The 16,448-nt window shown below is 36.5% G+C and carries 19 protein-coding genes, 1 other RNA gene and 1 riboswitch; of the genes, 3 read left to right on the forward strand and 17 right to left on the reverse strand.

Translation table 11 applies throughout. From position 1 onward, the window contains the following. Positions 1-513: 513 nt before the first annotated feature. The 17 genes from tsaD to FD20_RS01770 all read right to left on the reverse strand — a co-directional run bounded on the left by tsaD (position 514) and on the right by FD20_RS01770 (position 12,345). A complete protein-coding gene (gene tsaD / locus FD20_RS01695; protein ID WP_057735848.1) occupies positions 514-1,539 on the reverse strand; it encodes a tRNA (adenosine(37)-N6)-threonylcarbamoyltransferase complex transferase subunit TsaD in 1,026 nt (341 codons plus the stop codon). A 2-nt stretch (positions 1,540-1,541) separates the two neighbouring features. After that, the gene (gene rimI / locus FD20_RS01700; RefSeq protein WP_057735849.1) at positions 1,542-2,123 is read right to left on the reverse strand and encodes a ribosomal protein S18-alanine N-acetyltransferase; all 582 of its coding nucleotides are present in this window, start codon (positions 2,121-2,123) and stop codon (positions 1,542-1,544) included. Further along, positions 2,098-2,823 (reverse strand): tRNA (adenosine(37)-N6)-threonylcarbamoyltransferase complex dimerization subunit type 1 TsaB, encoded by a 726-nt coding sequence (tsaB, locus tag FD20_RS01705; protein ID WP_057735850.1) that lies wholly within the window; start codon positions 2,821-2,823, stop codon positions 2,098-2,100. The genes rimI and tsaB overlap by 26 nt, the downstream gene beginning before the upstream one ends. 206 nt (positions 2,824-3,029) lie before the next feature. Next, positions 3,030-3,563 carry a folate family ECF transporter S component gene (locus FD20_RS01710; RefSeq protein WP_057735851.1) on the reverse strand — a complete coding sequence of 178 codons (534 nt, stop codon included), beginning with the start codon at positions 3,561-3,563 and terminating at the stop codon, positions 3,030-3,032. A 34-nt stretch (positions 3,564-3,597) separates the two neighbouring features. Then, positions 3,598-3,702: riboswitch (THF riboswitch) on the reverse strand. Between the two features lie 131 nt (positions 3,703-3,833). Further along, on the reverse strand, positions 3,834-4,586 hold the full coding sequence (locus FD20_RS01715; RefSeq protein ID WP_057735852.1) for an acyl-[acyl-carrier-protein] thioesterase: 753 nt from the start codon (positions 4,584-4,586) through the stop codon (positions 3,834-3,836). A 16-nt stretch (positions 4,587-4,602) separates the two neighbouring features. Beyond that, positions 4,603-5,493 (reverse strand): 16S rRNA (cytidine(1402)-2'-O)-methyltransferase, encoded by an 891-nt coding sequence (rsmI, locus tag FD20_RS01720; RefSeq protein ID WP_057735853.1) that lies wholly within the window; start codon positions 5,491-5,493, stop codon positions 4,603-4,605. Beyond that, positions 5,493-5,831, reverse strand: coding sequence for a DNA replication initiation control protein YabA (locus tag FD20_RS01725; RefSeq protein ID WP_057735854.1), 339 nt, complete (start codon positions 5,829-5,831; stop codon positions 5,493-5,495). Before FD20_RS01725 ends, rsmI begins: the two co-directional genes overlap by 1 nt. Before the next feature lie 14 nt (positions 5,832-5,845). Then, the gene (gene holB / locus FD20_RS01730; protein WP_057735855.1) at positions 5,846-6,838 is read right to left on the reverse strand and encodes a DNA polymerase III subunit delta'; all 993 of its coding nucleotides are present in this window, start codon (positions 6,836-6,838) and stop codon (positions 5,846-5,848) included. Positions 6,839-6,850: 12 nt separating this feature from the next. Continuing rightward, a complete protein-coding gene (locus FD20_RS01735) occupies positions 6,851-7,180 on the reverse strand; it encodes a cyclic-di-AMP receptor (protein ID WP_057735856.1) in 330 nt (109 codons plus the stop codon). A gap of 27 nt (positions 7,181-7,207) precedes the next feature. Further along, a complete protein-coding gene (gene tmk / locus FD20_RS01740) occupies positions 7,208-7,870 on the reverse strand; it encodes a dTMP kinase (protein ID WP_187327335.1) in 663 nt (220 codons plus the stop codon). Positions 7,871-8,047: 177 nt separating this feature from the next. Then, positions 8,048-8,287 carry a YaaL family protein gene (locus tag FD20_RS01745; RefSeq protein ID WP_057735858.1) on the reverse strand — a complete coding sequence of 80 codons (240 nt, stop codon included), beginning with the start codon at positions 8,285-8,287 and terminating at the stop codon, positions 8,048-8,050. A 25-nt stretch (positions 8,288-8,312) separates the two neighbouring features. After that, on the reverse strand, positions 8,313-8,912 hold the full coding sequence (recR, locus tag FD20_RS01750; protein ID WP_057735859.1) for a recombination mediator RecR: 600 nt from the start codon (positions 8,910-8,912) through the stop codon (positions 8,313-8,315). A 33-nt stretch (positions 8,913-8,945) separates the two neighbouring features. Continuing rightward, positions 8,946-9,260 carry a YbaB/EbfC family nucleoid-associated protein gene (locus FD20_RS01755; RefSeq protein ID WP_057735860.1) on the reverse strand — a complete coding sequence of 105 codons (315 nt, stop codon included), beginning with the start codon at positions 9,258-9,260 and terminating at the stop codon, positions 8,946-8,948. A 24-nt stretch (positions 9,261-9,284) separates the two neighbouring features. Then, complete coding sequence (gene dnaX, locus FD20_RS01760) at positions 9,285-10,994, reverse strand: DNA polymerase III subunit gamma/tau (protein ID WP_057735861.1); 1,710 nt, start codon at positions 10,992-10,994, stop codon at positions 9,285-9,287. Between the two features lie 96 nt (positions 10,995-11,090). Further along, positions 11,091-11,177: signal recognition particle sRNA small type (ffs, locus tag FD20_RS12930), an RNA gene on the reverse strand. A 52-nt stretch (positions 11,178-11,229) separates the two neighbouring features. Beyond that, on the reverse strand, positions 11,230-11,718 hold the full coding sequence (gene tadA, locus FD20_RS01765; protein WP_420864729.1) for a tRNA adenosine(34) deaminase TadA: 489 nt from the start codon (positions 11,716-11,718) through the stop codon (positions 11,230-11,232). An 18-nt stretch (positions 11,719-11,736) separates the two neighbouring features. Further along, entirely contained in the window at positions 11,737-12,345 is a 609-nt protein-coding gene (locus tag FD20_RS01770; protein WP_057735863.1) for a class I SAM-dependent methyltransferase, read from the reverse strand. A 189-nt stretch (positions 12,346-12,534) separates the two neighbouring features. Between FD20_RS01770 and nrdH the strand changes: the two genes are divergently transcribed. The 3 genes from nrdH (at position 12,535) to nrdF (ending at position 16,246) form a co-directional block, all read left to right on the forward strand. Further along, the gene (nrdH, locus tag FD20_RS01775; RefSeq protein WP_057735864.1) at positions 12,535-12,765 is read left to right on the forward strand and encodes a glutaredoxin-like protein NrdH; all 231 of its coding nucleotides are present in this window, start codon (positions 12,535-12,537) and stop codon (positions 12,763-12,765) included. Between the two features lie 328 nt (positions 12,766-13,093). Further along, the gene (nrdE, locus tag FD20_RS01780; protein ID WP_057735865.1) at positions 13,094-15,265 is read left to right on the forward strand and encodes a class 1b ribonucleoside-diphosphate reductase subunit alpha; all 2,172 of its coding nucleotides are present in this window, start codon (positions 13,094-13,096) and stop codon (positions 15,263-15,265) included. A 21-nt stretch (positions 15,266-15,286) separates the two neighbouring features. After that, complete coding sequence (gene nrdF, locus FD20_RS01785; RefSeq protein WP_057735866.1) at positions 15,287-16,246, forward strand: class 1b ribonucleoside-diphosphate reductase subunit beta; 960 nt, start codon at positions 15,287-15,289, stop codon at positions 16,244-16,246. Positions 16,247-16,448 lie beyond the last annotated feature (202 nt).

Here is a 16,448-nt window from a genome sequence, read left to right on the forward strand (position 1 = left end):
CAACACGATAAATTGTGGACGCTGATTACCAAGCTCTGAATATTGGTCGTAATTATAAACACGGGTTAGAGTTAACGCTGGGGAATTTTGAAGCACTTTAGTTCATATATAAAAGTTTATTTATGGAGTGTGGCACATGGCGGTAAAATTTGGATGCTAATGCAAAATTACAAACATAACATTTTTTAGTACAAGTAATTCGAAGTTAGGCGAAGAACTTTAACTTATGAAACACTTTTATGTTGAGTCAACATGAAAAATAGATCAAAATTTTACTTTTGACAAGAACTAATCTCTTCATTTTCTGTTTTTATTACACTTAATTAAAGAACAGTCTCACTTTTAGCAATACATTGATAATGAAATAGATCCATTCAGAATTTGATTTTTGTCATTTTCTGAATGGATCTATTATTGTTTATTCAGACTTATCTCTGATATATATGCTATTATATTGTATTTCAACGACTTTACAAAATATTTTACTATTTATTCAACTGTCAAAAAAATCACTTAACCTATCCAAGAAAACTCCAAACTCGGATCAGCATTTAAACTCATATCAGCCTGAACCCCAGCTTTCCAGGCGACATAGCCGGCCGCACCAATCATCGCGGCATTATCCCCACACAGTTTTAGTGGAGCCATTAATAACGAAACATCATCGAATGTTTTGAGCTCGTGTTCAATTCTTTCACGCAATCCGCTATTAGCTGCGACTCCTCCAGCTAAAATTAATTGTTTAACCGGATATTTTTTCAAAGCATTAACCATTTTCTGGGCAAGCACGTCCACTACACTTTGCTGAAAACTTGCAGCTAGATTCTTGTGATCAAGTTTTTCCCCCACCTGGTCTGCATGATGAACAGTATTTATAAATGCACTTTTAAGCCCACTAAAACTAAAATCAAAGTTATTTTCATTGATCATCGCTCGTGGAAAATTAAAAACATCTTTTCCTAAGTGTGCCATTTGATCTATTTCTTTCCCTGCCGGATAATTGATGCCTAGCACCCGTCCTATTTTGTCATATGCTTCTCCCGCTGCATCGTCACGTGTCTCACCGATTATTTCGTAACTATTTGGCGCAGACAAATAAACCAGTTCTGTATGCCCTCCCGACACAAGCAATGCGAGTGCAGGGAAAACAAGTGGTTTAACAAAACGAGCTGCATATATGTGACCAGCCATGTGATTAACTGGTATTAGAGGTAAATTATGTGCGAAAGCTACTACTTTAGCTGCCGAAACCCCTACAAGCAAAGCTCCTACAAGCCCAGGCCCATAAGTAACTGCCACTGCACTCAAATCAGCATAATCCACACCGGCCTCATTTAAGGCATCCTCAAGACACAACGTGACCTGTTCAATATGATGGCGACTAGCAACCTCTGGAACAACACCTCCAAATCTTTTATGGCTGTTTATTTGTGTTGCAACAACATTCGATAAGATTTTATGCCCATCTTCGATGACAGCTACACTTGTCTCATCACAGCTCGATTCAAAAGCTAAAATCAATTCTCTCTGCTTATTCATGCTTAACCGTTCCCTTTTCTTGAAAATACATATCTCATATCCACAGCGTCTTCCCGATTAGACACATAATAATCTCTTTTTAATCCATAATTTACAAAACCTAGTGATTTATACAGTGCTTGGGCTGGTTTATTACTCATTCTTACCTCTAAACTAAGTGATCGATAATTTAGATTGTTAGTGTAGTCGATCATCACCCTCAATAAATAGCGACCAAGCCCGTTTCTTTGATACGTTGGCATAACTGCAATGTTTGTAATATGTACATCACGCTCTCTGCTATCAAACGCTGCACCAATAAAAGCCACTAAACGGTCCTCATGACGCATTATCAAATACAAATTTTTATTTTCATTTTTTATTTCGGCTTCAAAAACTCCAAAATTCCATGAATTATCATCAGGATAGACCTTTTTTTGAAGACTAAGCAGCTCTGGAATATCTGGAACAATAGCGCGACTCACAAGAAATGAATTTTTATTTATTAAAATATGCCTATTTCTAAATACAAGTTCAGCTTGCTTTGATTTTTCATTCCAAAAAGCATGCAATAAAGTATTAAATTTTTTCAACATACGGTTCATGGTCAGTCTCCCGATGATTTTTTAGCCACTGTGTCTCCGCTTGAGTTAATCGCAAATAATGCGGTACAAAGCTATTAATTTCTACGGCTGCATTTTTTTCACCTATCAACCCCAAAACATAGGCTTGCGGATAAGCAAAATTTTGAGCTGCAAAAGAAATTTTTTTTGAATCCAATTTTTCAAGCAACTGCTTCTTGAAACTCGTACAATCTTTACCTACAAAAATAACTTTAGCGTGCCCCCGCAGCAATTCACAAAGCCTCTCAAGCTCGATATGCTGATCAGCAATTATTTGCACAAGTTTCCCATTTTTACTCTGATAACCACCTGCAAAAACATTGTTACGACGTGCATCAAATAGAGGAACTATCAAGTAATCCTCAACATTTGCAAGAGTTTCTGCTAAAACTTCCAAACTTGAAACCCCAACTAACTCCTTATTCAAGGTACAAGCGAAAGTCTTAGCAGTCGTAATTCCTATTCGGAGTCCTGTGTACGAACCAGGACCTTGTGCCACAACTATTCGATCAATGTCTTGCGGCTTCCATTTCGTTTGTTTAAAAAGGCCTTCAATTAACGGCATCAAAGTCACACTATGGTTTTTGTTTATATTGGTTGTCGTTGTCGTCAGTAGCTGTTCATCCTCAAGCAAGGCAACACTCAATGGCTGATTCGAAGTATCAATTGCCAACACTTTCATTATATTCTATCGCTCCACTTCTTCAATCGTAAATTCCAACAACAATACTATCACATTTATTAAATATAATGTGACCGGATGCTAACATTCTAATGTTACTTTGATTGCATAAAAAATAAATTTTATAAATCAAGAAAAATTTAATTGTATAAAATAAAAGGGCATAAGCACGACATCTGTCCTGCTCAAGCCTCATTTTAATACCTCTATCTCAATCTAACATGATTCTTAAGTGTGTTCAATACCGTATTCTTGCTTACGATTGATAATAAAATAACTTGAATTGGTATCATCAGCAACTCTTTCAAAATACGTACTGGAAAAATGGACCAGAATAAAGCATGATATAGCCACATAATCCAAAACGTGTTCAATAGTGCATCAACAACCAAGATGTTGATGAGCACCGCACATAAAATACGCAAAAAGCTCACTTTTTTATCGTAGAAAATAACTCCATAGATAAAAGCCTCTATAAAAGCAGAAATAGTAAATCCTACGAAATAACCGCCAATTCCCCCCATTAACAGAGTTCCAACGATATCAGCAATTGCAGATGCGACACCACCAACTATCGGTCCAAACCAAGCTGCCATAAAAAAAACGATTATAAAAGTCAGGCTTATTCGAACCGACCAAACTCCAAACGACAAAAACTTTCCAACAATTATGTCCATCGCAATCAACAAACCCAACAATGCAACATCCCTTGTTGTCAATTTTGTACCTAAATTATTCACTTAGACATCTCCCAAATTGAGCTGCCACAAAAAATGCGGCGAATGCAGAGATAAAACCGCGAGAAGCTTTGCAATCACTCTTCGTCCAAAAGACACATTCCGTCCTTTTAGCACTTTACGCTTTATCCCCTACCCCGAAATTTACGCATATCTGCGCTTAATAATTATAGCATATTAACTGTAAAACATTTGTTTATTCGAGATATCATTCACATATTTTATTGTGAATCTTTTAGTCAAATAACAAAGCAGTTCGGACAAGACCATATCCTAATTATTTTTCAACCACTCACATGAAGCTGTACAACATAAATCTTGTTCAGTTTTAATTTGATGAACAGTCTTTATTTCTTGATCATTTTCATCAATATAAGCTCGACTTTCAACTGTGTCTCCATAATGAACTTCTTGTTTGTATTTAATATTCATTTTTTTCAAAGAATGATTTAGCAGAAAATTAGAAGGAAGTGCATCCATCATCCAATCAAAATAATGAACATTGTTTACATGCTCATTCGAATCAATATCCATAAACCGGACTTGATAATTCTTCGTTCTCCCTTGCTCATCTGAAGATAGCTTTTCAGGTTCAGGCAGTCGTTCAATTTTTTTCGTATATTCAGAGGAGTAAGGTTCAATCAGTTCTGGTAAAATACGTGCTATTTTACGTTTATTCTGATCCATCAAAACAAATACACTGTGCATTTTTGCAAGCTCCTCGCCATTTTCGCTCTTGATCCAAAAATCGCGATAACAAAAATAACGATTGTAACTCGCTGCCTCAGTTATGACATTTACTTTTTCATAAATTTGCGGCATTCTTTTAATTTCAATCAAATGCTGTGTAATAACCCAGCCCAAGCCCAGTCCTTTAACTTTTTTTACAGTCACACCTAACTCATTGCTCTGATCTTGTGAGGCCAACATCATAATGTTTACCAGCATTCCAACAGTTACTCTGCGTGTGCAGTCGGTTTCATAAAAAAGTATTTTGTGCTCTTCACTATATTTTTTCCCCGACATTTAGTCACCTTCCCATTTATTTAGAATCTAAGTGATGATAGGCATTATAAACCAACTGTTTTTTCAATTTGTTTTTCTTAGCCACCAATTTGATAGCATCATTCACTCTCATCGTTTCAGTATCAAGCATCTGTTTAACCTGTTCTTCCAAAGGGAGTTTTTTCAGTTGATCCTCGGGTTCATCTTCAGCATTGGTTCTACCTTCAACAATCAGGCAAAATTCACCGCGAACTTCTTGAGTTTCCGACCATTCCAGAGCATCAGCAAGACTCCCACGTAAAAATTCTTCATATCTCTTGGTAAGTTCTCGACATAGAACAATTTTTCGATCTTCACCGAATTTTTTACTCATTGCCTGGAGTGTTTTCTTCAAACGATGCGGAGCTTCATAGAAAATCATCGTTTCAGTATGTCTATTTAGCTTATCCAACTCATTTTCTTTCAGAGAACTTTTACGAGCAAGAAAGCCATAAAAAATAAAAGGCTGTGGTGCCAACCCAGAGGCGATCAACGCAGTAATTCCTGCATTAGCTCCTGGCAATGGAACAACAGCGATATTTTGCGTTATACATTCTTCCACCAATTCATGCCCGGGATCACTAATTGAGGGCATTCCAGCATCACTAACTTGTGCAATTGATTGGCCGCTTAAAAGTTTCTTTACAAGAAGAGGTATTCTTTCCTTTGTATTATGTTCATGAAAACTAATTTGCGGTGTCTTTATCTCAAAATGGTTCAACAACTTCTGGGTGTTACGGGTATCTTCAGCTGCAATTAAATCAACATCTTTGAGGGTGTCGATTGCACGTAAAGTCATATCAGCAAGATTTCCAATCGGAGTTGGTATTAAATATAAGGATCCGCTAGTTCCTGTATGATGAAAACTACTCATTGCCTTTATAGTCATTAACGTCTCTCCCCATATATAACATCTTGGCAAAAAACACAAGGCTCGTCATTAATGCGTCTAGTTCCATACATATTGTCGACGTTACAAACATGAAAACCCTCTTCATAGAGCATCTCCAAGTTCTGGCGTGATTTAGATAACCCCTGCCCGTCATTCTGCTTTTGTGTTTCTAATTCTTTCAAATGTTCACGAAGATGCTGATTCTCTATTTCCAATTCAGCATTTTTTTCAATTACACGCATCATTTCAGTTTTTATCGTTTCAATTTTATCAAGCATTTTTTTTGTTTCTGAACCCATATCTGCAAAACTATCGTACAACTCTCTTTTATTCAAAAAATCACCTTCATTTATCCGTGATAACACCGACATAATTCAAGCGTCAATGCCTCGATAACATTTTGAAATGAAACATTTACCGCCATTCTTTTTTTTGTTTCCAATATCAGTTCAGTTGCTTTGAGAATCTCTCGTGTTGATAACGGTTGGAGTGCTTTAGAAAACTCCTGATTAAATGTTGCAAAAGAGAGTTTCCTTTGCGAATAACGGAACAACAGCAAATCCTTAGTTAAAAGAACTATCAAGTCTAATAAAAGCTGCTCATCTTTTTTGCCAGATAATAACGGTAAAATCTTAGCTTGGACATCAACAAAACATCTCCAATCATTATGCAAAATTTGAAGATACCAGCGGCAAGTATTTTGACATAATTGCTCAAAATTATCATCCTGTGCCAAAGATTGTGCTACTTCGAAACTATCTGTTAATCTTCCTAAAACTAAAGCTTTCTCTTTAGAAATGCCATTTTTTTCAAGACTAGCAACCATCTGGGCATCAGTCAAAGCGGATAGTTCGACTAACTGGCATCTCGAAATAACAGTCGGCAGTAGCTGATTAACTGCTGTTGTCAAAAGTATTGCCGTGACCTGTCCATTCGGCTCTTCAAGAAATTTTAACAAACTATTAGCTGCCCCGGTGGTCATCTTTTCAGCATCCTGAATAATGAAAAATTTACGATTGCTCTCTACGCCACTCTTACTAAATTCTTCTTTTAAAAAACGAATCTGATCAACTTTGATAGATAAGCCTTCTGGAGCAACAAACACTACATCAGGTTGATTTCCCTCAGCAATGCGTTTGCATTCAGCACACTCAAGGCAAGGCCTTCCATTTTGAGTATTCGGGCAATATATTCCCTTTGCGATCCACAAAGCTAATTCTTTTTTGCCAACGCCTTGTGGTCCTGCAAAAATATAAGCATGTGCCAAATGTCCATTAGTAATTAATTTTGCAAAGTGATCTGTTAACTTAGGTTGCGGGTTAGTTACTGTCCTTTGTTCCATTTTTAAACCATCCTAAAATTGCAAAAAAGAATCGATCGGCAAAACAAACACAGTTGCTCCACCAACTTGAACTTCAACAGGATAGGATGCAGTCGCATCCATTGTTGCGTCTAAATTAACAGGCGGTGTCATAAACTGTTGTCTTGTACGTGAAGAATCCTTAATCAGCTCTAATACCTCATCTACACGTTCATCCTCAATTCCGATCATGTAGGTCGTATTTCCAGATTTCAAAAAGCCGCCCGTCGTAGAAAGTTTTGTCGCACGTATATTAGCTTCAATAAATAAATTGCTAAGACGATTGCTATCCTTATCTTGGACAATTGCAATAATCATTTTCATTTTTATTCCCCCATTCAGAAATTATCTTTAACGAAAAAAATTTGGCAATTTATTGCTTAATTGGCTGAACGCATCATCGATCACATTTTTCAAAGGTTGATTAGCATCAATTTTTATGATTCTTTCTGTCTCTTGTTGTGCTAGCTTTAAATATGCCTCATGAACCCTTTGATGAAAAGCTAAAGACTCTGTGTCCAGACGATCAATCTCATTTTGACGATATTTTTTTATTCGCTGTAAACCTATTTCTGGAGCAACATCAAAATACAGAGTAAGATTCGGTACTAGACCGCCTGTTGCAAAATTATTCATTTGAGCGACTGCATCTTCACCTATTCCGCGTCCTGCTCCCTGATAGACAATTGAACTGTCTACATAGCGATCACTCAACACTAGTTTTCCACTATCTAAAGCTGGAAAAACTGTCTCAACCAAATGCTGTCTTCGCGCAGCTGCATAAAGTAAAGCTTCAGTTCGTGCATCCATCTCAGTTAAATTCTTATCCAAAATAACTTGTCGAATCGCTTCCGCTATCCGATTGCCTCCCGGCTCACGTGTTTCCAAATAATTTATTCCCATCTGATCAAGATGAGTAATAATCGCCTTCAATACACTTGTTTTCCCAGAGCCGTCTGGACCCTCAAACGTCACAAACTTTCCCTTCACTTCAAATAACCTCACTAACTTCATTATAGTATATTTTACTTTACTAACGCCAGCGTGTCTAACTTTGATATTTATATAAACACTATCTATTCAATTGCAAAATTATAAGGCTGATTGACCAAAACATTCGTTTCGCAATCAGCCTTACATCTTTGAATCATTCTATATGGATATAGGCGTTCGCTAGAACATCTCGTCACATCAATGATCGATGATAGATGCCTGTACATGTCCTTTTACTTTTCGTCTTCGTGCCTCTAAATACAAGAATTCATATTTAGCGCCTGCTAATTCGGTTTGTGCTATTAACTCACTGTCTGCTTCTCGTACAGCTTGTTGAGTCTGCTTAGCACTTTCCCAATCTGCAGCGGCATAGTCAATCGTTTCTAACAAAAGATCATCAAACACCGCTCTGAGCTTTTTTTTGTTTCGACCAAACAATATTCTCAGCTCCCTTTTCACACCATTAAATTTCTTGACGCCCTTCAATTGCTTTAAAAAGAGTCATTTCATCTGCATATTCAATGTCACTTCCCACAGCCAACCCATGTGCCAAGCGGGTAACTTTAATATTGGCTGGTTTAATTAATCTTGAAATATACATGGCAGTTGCTTCACCTTCAGGCGTTGCATTAGTTGCAATAATAACCTCTGAAAGCTGAGCATTTTTTTGAAGGCGTTTCAACAAACTGCCAATGTTGATATCATCTGGTCCTTTTCCCTCAATTGGTGATAAAACGCCATGCAAAACATGATACAGGCCATGATATTCACGCATTTTCTCTAAAGACATAACATCTTTTGACTGTTCGACAACTATCACTTTAGTTTGATCGCGGGTCTTATCTGCACAAATAATGCAAGGATCATTTTCCGTTATATTACCGCAAACGCTGCAGTAATGAAGATTCTTTTTAGCTGCGACAAGTGACTTGGCAAATTCATCCACGTCATTTTGATCCATACTTAGAGTATAAAATGCTAATCTTATTGCCGTTTTTTCACCAATTCCAGGTAACTTCATGTAACTGTCGATCAACTTTGCAATTGGTTCTGGATATTGCATTTCTAAAGTTCCTCTCCCTTGCTTAAGCTCTGATTAAAAGCCTGGAACATTACGTGTGTATTTCCCCATTGTTTTCTGTGTCTCTTCTTCAATTTTCGTCATTGCATCATTAACTGCCATAATAACCAAATCTTGCAACATATCAACATCATCTGGGTCAACTGCCTCGGAACTGATTGCAATGTCCTTCATTTCACGTTTACCAGTAAATTTCACAAGCACAGCATCATCTGCTGATTTACCAGTAAAAATCGTTTGATCTAATTTCTCTTGGTCTACCTTCATATTCTTTTGCATCTTTTGCATTTGTTTCATCATACCTTGCATATTTCCCATTCCACGCATCATATCAAAAACATCCTTTCAATTAATCTAATCTTCTTTTATTTCAACAACATCTTTGCCAAACATTTTTTCGGCTTCTGATATCACTGCATCTTCTTGAGTTGAAGAAGCCTCTTTTTTATCATCTTTGCCACTATTTTCCAATTCTTCTTTATGTTCAACAAGATATTTCTGCCGCATTTTAGGCCACTGTGTCTGAGTAATAAACACCAGTGTCATTTTTCCGCCCACCAAGCGTTCCAAACCATTGTTCAATGCTTGAATCAATTCCTCATCTACCATTGCTTTTTCGCACAAAAAATCGTACTTAAAACTTACAATAACTCCATTCTCACTAGCCGCAACCGGTTGCGTAATATTCATCATTGCTCGTTGTGTTACAGAAAGCATTGTCATCAGGTCTCCCCAGATACCCTTTAATTGTACCAGACTGTCACGTGTTGCATTAGTTAAAACTGGATAAACTTTTTTTAAATCGACTTTAGGGGTATTTCGATGTTGAGCTTTAGTACGAGTTGAAGCTTTGGTTTTCATAGGTTCTATTTCTTTGCTTTTTGCAGCGACTTTCAATTTTTCAAACTGCTCTTGCAATGATTTAAGCTGTTCTTGTAACTTCTTTATTGTTTGCACAGCATCGTCAGTAAGTGGGACACTGTCCTCTGCCTTGAGTTGTGCTAATTTGATAGTTAAAACTTCAAGATAAACGTCAGTGTGTGTTGAAAAACGCATATTCTGCTGTTGCTGATTTAAAATATCAATTGCTCCGTATAACACTTTAGCATCTGTATTTTCAGCCAAAGACTTGAAATCTTCTGTAATTTCTTCTTTTTCCAACATTTCAGGCGCTGTTTTAAAAATCAACAAATTTCGATAGTAATCAATGACATCTTCGATAAACCGGTTTGCATCTTTTCCCTCTTCAAGAATCGACTGCAATTCATCTAAAGCTTCCGCTGTTTGATGTGTAAATATTTTCTGCAAATAATTTTTTAGCTTATCCTGCGTCACACTTCCCGTAACCAATAAAGCATTCTGAAGTGTAACCTCTCCACCGCCAAAAGAAAGAGCCTGATCTAAGATACTCAGCGCATCCCTCATTCCGCCAGCAGCTGCTTTAGCAATAACCTTCAACGCTTTTTCTTCGTAATTTAGTTTCTTTTGATCCAGAATATATACCATTCGTTCATAAATATCCCGCATGTCAATTCTACGAAAATCAAAACGCTGGGTACGCGAGATAATCGTTGCTGGTATCTTATGTGGTTCTGTAGTTGCCAAAATAAAAACAACATTTGCCGGTGGCTCCTCAAGTGTTTTTAATAAGGCATTAAAAGCTCCACTCGACAGCATATGAACTTCATCAATAATATAAACTTTATAATCAGCTTGAGTAGGTGCATATTTGACTTTATCACGAATATCCCGCACCTCATCGACACTATTGTTAGAAGCAGCATCGATTTCGATGACATCATTCAAACGCCCTTCTGTAATTGCGCGACAAATATCACAGTTATTACATGGCTCACCGTTTTCCTGATGATGACAATTGAGAGCTTTTGCAAATATTTTTGCTGCGGAGGTTTTACCGGTTCCACGCGGCCCAGTGAAGAGGTAAGCATGGCTAGTTTGACCAGTAGCGATTGCATTTTTCAATGTCTGCGTGATCATTTTCTGACCAACAAGATCTTCAAATCTTTGTGGTCTCCAAACGCGATATAATGCCTGATACCCCATCTTTGCTCCTCTTTTCGTAAAAATACTATGTTTATGCTAATATACGTTAATTCAAAAAAATCTCCCGACCGCAATGATCGAGAGCTTCGATATCATATTAACTTAAGACACATGCCGAACCGAGTTTAGTGCTGCTTCCTTCCAGACCTGACACGATTCACAAGGACGACATTGTCTCAAGGCCTTACGGCACTTATTATGATACACGTTTTTCCTTCAAATTGCTAGTTCTACTTCATTTTTTTTTTGATTTTTTTCGTTTTCTTATTTGTCTAAAAAAATTTTTCAACAAAGCCGCACATTCTTCTTCCATTAAGCCCTTTTCAACTCTAACTTGATGATTGAATCGCTTATCTGTCAACAAATTCATTAGAGTTCCCGCTGTTCCAGCCTTAGGATCCGGAGCTCCATAATAAACCTCCTTGATTCTTGAGTTAATAATTGCTCCACTGCACATGGGGCATGGTTCCAAAGTCACAAAGAGTTTTGCTTCCGGTAAACGCCAGCTGCTTACAAAAGCATTTGCTTCTTGAATTGCCAACAACTCAGCATGCATTGTCGCATTCTGACTGTGCTCACGTAAATTATGACCTCGTCCAATTATTTTTCCATCCAAAACAATCACACAACCGATTGGCACCTCACCGATTCTCTTAGCTTGCACTCCTTCATAAATGGCCTCTTTCATGAAATGATTTTTCTCTTTTTCACTTAGATCCACTATTCATCCCAGACCTTTCGCTTACTTTTCTTTAATACTTTTGAGTATAAAGTATCCTTTTTCTTTAGCAACGACCGTACAATTTCCAAAAACTTCTTTAAGTTTTTTTTGGGCCGAAGGTGCCCCCTGCTTCTTTTGGATTACGATCATAATTTTACCATTTTTTTGAAGATGCTCATATGCCTCTTTTAAAATACTATGAACAATTTTTTTACCAGCTCTAATTGGTGGATTAGAAACAATCGCTGCATAGTCGGCTTTTTCAACCTGCTGATAAATATCTGATATTTTTATATTGACATTCATAATATTATTTTTTTCTGCATTTTTTTGTGCAAGTGAAAGTGCTAATTCATTCACATCAACCATGTCAATGATCCTTTCAGGGTATTTTTTTGCAATGCTCAACCCAATCGGACCGTAGCCGCAACCGACATCAAGAATGTTTCCTTGAATCTGATCGTCAACTTCAAAGCTTTCTATCAGCAGTCTTGAGCCGAAATCAACTGTTCTTTTTGAAAAAACACCGTTGTCGGTTATGAACGTAAGTTTGTTTCCTAATAGTTCAAAATCCCATGTTTGTTCGTCATGTTTAACATCTGGATTTTTAGAGTAATAGTAGTTTGTCATCAATAAAGCCAACCTTCTATGATTTGATGTAGTACTGCCAATAAAAAATAGCTAAAATGAAAATTCAGCTAAAACACTATATATCGTAATTATAAATGAAATAAGCGCCATATATAGTATCACAATACTTGATTATTTCCAAAGTTGCTGTATACTTAGCATACAATATATTAATAAGGGGTGCCAACTATGAGTTTAGCAATTTTTACAAAAAATAACTGCATTCAATGCAAAATGACAAAGAAATTTTTAAATGAACATCAAATTACCTTTGAAGAGCATAACATTACGAAGGAGCCACAATATATCGACTACTTACAAGGCAAGGGATTTCGTTCTGTCCCCGTGATTGAAAAAAATAACGATCCAATTATCAATGGCTTCCGTCCAGACCTTTTAAAAACCCTAATCGCACAATAAAAGCTGCTTTTATATGCTCCAATAGATTCAAATGTTTCTTAAGCAAATAATTCAGATATTATTTTAATTTTTAAAAAGACTTTTTAACTTCGAGTATCCATAATTTATGGCGAAAATAAATTATCAAACTTAGTCAATAATTTTCTTTTAGCCAAATTAGCAAAAAATTAGCAGACATTACCGGAACTGGTAATCACACCTTTGCAAAAACATTTCATTTGTGAAGAATCGCCGTATGTGATTATCGTGTTCCGTTAATTTATGCTCTCAAATTAAGCAGCTTCATTGGTCATTGATAGTACCAGAATTTAAGAAAGTGGTGAAAGTTTTGTCTCTTAAACAAATAGATAGCAATCAAGTTACTTATTATGATTTGAACAACGAAATCAACATTCCAGTGGACGGCCAGATACCTCTGCAAAAAGATAAAGAAGCGCTGGAAGCCTTCTTACAAGAAAATGTCCATCCAAATATGATGAAATTTTCATCCCTTAAGGAGCGCTTTGATTATCTTGTCTCTCACGATTATCTGGAACGTGAATTTATCGAAAAATATGATTTTGCTTTCATTGAAAAACTCTATCAATTTTTACATGACGCACATTTTAAATTCAAAACCTTTATGGCGGCTTATAAGTTTTACGCTCAATATGCACTTAAAACAAACGACAATACTATGTATCTGGAAAGTTTTATCGATCGTGTCGCTGCAAATGCGCTTTTTTTTGCAGATGGAGATGAGCAGACAGCATTGTCGCTCGCTGATGAAATAATCCATCAACGCTATCAGCCAGCTACACCTAGCTTTTTAAATGCTGGACGCAAGCGCAGAGGGGAATTGGTCTCTTGCTTCTTAATTCAAATAACTGATGATATGAACTCTATCGGTCGTGGTATTAATTCTGCACTTCAACTATCGCGTATCGGCGGTGGTGTTGGTATTACCCTCAGCAATCTGCGTGGAGCAGGCGCTCCTATCAAAAATATTCAAGGTGCCGCTTCAGGAGTAGTTCCTGTTATGAAGCTTCTTGAAGATAGCTTTTCTTATTCAAACCAATTAGGTCAGCGACAAGGTGCTGGTGTAGTCTATCTAAATGTATTTCATCCAGATATTATTTCATTTTTATCTGCTAAAAAAGAAAATGCTGATGAAAAAATCCGGGTCAAAACTTTATCCTTAGGAGTCCTTGTTCCTGATAAATTTTATGAACTTGTTCGTAACAATCAAGACATGTATCTTTTTGATCCATGGGGTGTTGAACGCGTTTATGGAGTGCCCTTCTCCTATGTTGATATTACTAAGGAGTACGATAACTTAGTAGCCGATACACGCATTCCTAAGAAAAAAATTAGCGCACGTGAATTAGAAACTGAAATTAGCAAGTTGCAGCAAGAATCTGGCTATCCTTATATTGTCAATATTGATACCGTTAATCGCTCGAATCCAATTGATGGAAAAATAATTATGAGTAATCTGTGTTCTGAAATACTTCAAGTTCAAAAACCATCTGTTGTCAACAATACTCAAACATATGACAGTTTAGGAACTGATATCAGCTGTAATCTTGGTTCAACTAATATTGTTAACTTGATGGCTTCACCTAACTTCGGAAAATCAGTTGAAACTATGGTTCGCGCTTTAACTTTTGTAACAGATCATTCAGATATTGATGTGGTTCCATCTATTCAACATGGTAATAAATTAGCACATACTATTGGTCTTGGCGCAATGGGTCTTCATGCATTTCTTGCAAAAAACAAGATATATTATGGCTCAGAAGCATCACTTGACTTCACAAATGTTTATTTTATGCTGTTAAATTATTGGACTTTAAAAGCTTCTAACGTGATTGCTAAAGAACGTCATGAGACTTTTTCCGGTTTCGAAAAGAGCAAGTATTATGATGGCAGCTATTTCGACAAATATCTTCAAAAAGATTTTGCTCCTAAAACAGATGAGATTAAAGCAATTTTCAAGAATATTTTTATTCCTTCAAAAACTGACTGGGAAGAATTAAAAAAAGACATTCGCAAAGATGGCTTATATCATCAAAACAGGTTAGCTGTTGCTCCTAATGGTTCTATTTCATATATCAATGATACAACTGCCAGCCTCCACCCTATTATCAACCGTATCGAGGAACGTCAAGAACGCAAAATCGGTAAAATTTATTATCCAGCACCATACCTTTCCAATGAAACATTACCATATTATCAATCAGCTTACGACACCGACATGCGCAAAGTAATTGATATTTATGCTGCAGCACAGCAGCATGTAGATCAAGGGATGAGTCTGACACTATTTTTGCGTTCGACTATTCCTGAAGGTTTGTATGAATGGAAAGATGGACACACAGACAAAATGACAACACGCGATTTATCCATTCTACGCAACTATGCCTACAACAAGGGAATTAAAACTGTTTACTACATTCGAACATTCACTGATGATCAAACTGAAGTTGGTGCAAATGAATGTGAAAGTTGTGTTATCTAAAAATGAGGGGCTCGGTATTTTATGAAAAATTATTATCAAGCAATTAACTGGAATGAACTAGAAGATCAGATTGACAAAGCAACTTGGGAAAAGCTGACTGAGCAATTTTGGCTAGATACCCGTATTCCACTTTCAAATGATCTTTCAGATTGGCGCAAATTTACTGATGATAATAAGAAAGTGGTCGAACATGTTTTCGGCGGGCTTACATTGTTAGATACAGTTCAATCCCAAGATGGAATGGATGCCTTGATGAAAGACATCAGAACTCAACATGAAAGAGCGGTTTTGAATAATATTCAATTTATGGAATCTGTCCATGCCAAAAGCTATTCTTCTATTTTTTCGACACTTAATACTACTAAAGAAATTGAAGAAATTTTTGCTTGGACACACAGCAATACTTTTCTGCAGTACAAGGCGCAAAAGATAAATGACATTTACCATAAAGGAACACCACTTGAAAAAAAGGTTGCTTCTGTTTTTTTAGAAACATTTTTATTTTACTCTGGATTCTACACCCCACTTTACTGGCTGGGACACAACAAACTTGCAAATGTCGGTGAAATAATTAAACTTATTTTGCGGGATGAATCTGTTCACGGAACATACATTGGCTATAAATTTCAAATTGGTTTCAGAGAACTTGATCAAGCTAAGCAAGCTGAACTGACGACTTGGATTTATGACCTTCTTTATGACCTTTATGACAATGAAGAAAAATATACGCATGAACTTTATGATACTGTCGGATGGGCTGATAAAGTCTTGGTATTTCTGCGGTATAATGCTAACAAAGCTTTGATGAATTTAGGGCTCGATCCGCTTTTTCCGGATACAGCCGATGATGTCGATCCTGTGGTAATGAACGGTATCTCAACTTCTACTTCAAATCATGATTTCTTCTCACAAGTTGGAAATGGTTATTTGCTTGGAAATGTCGAACCCATGTCAGACTCTGATTATTATTTTGATAACTAGATTCTAATTTCAAATGTGCTTATCCATGTGACATGTGTTAAAAATTAATATGGATAACAAATTGTAATTAAATTTAAGTTTCCTTCACAAATGATTTATAGTTTGAGTGCAGAATTATGTTTCTAATAGATTCAGTAAATACATGAACTTTGGTAAAATTTATTCAAATGTTTTTTCTTTAATTCAAATATAAACAAAAATG

The organism is Liquorilactobacillus uvarum DSM 19971, assembly GCF_001434935.1.
In the GTDB taxonomy this organism is placed as follows: Bacteria; Bacillota; Bacilli; order Lactobacillales; family Lactobacillaceae; genus Liquorilactobacillus; species Liquorilactobacillus uvarum.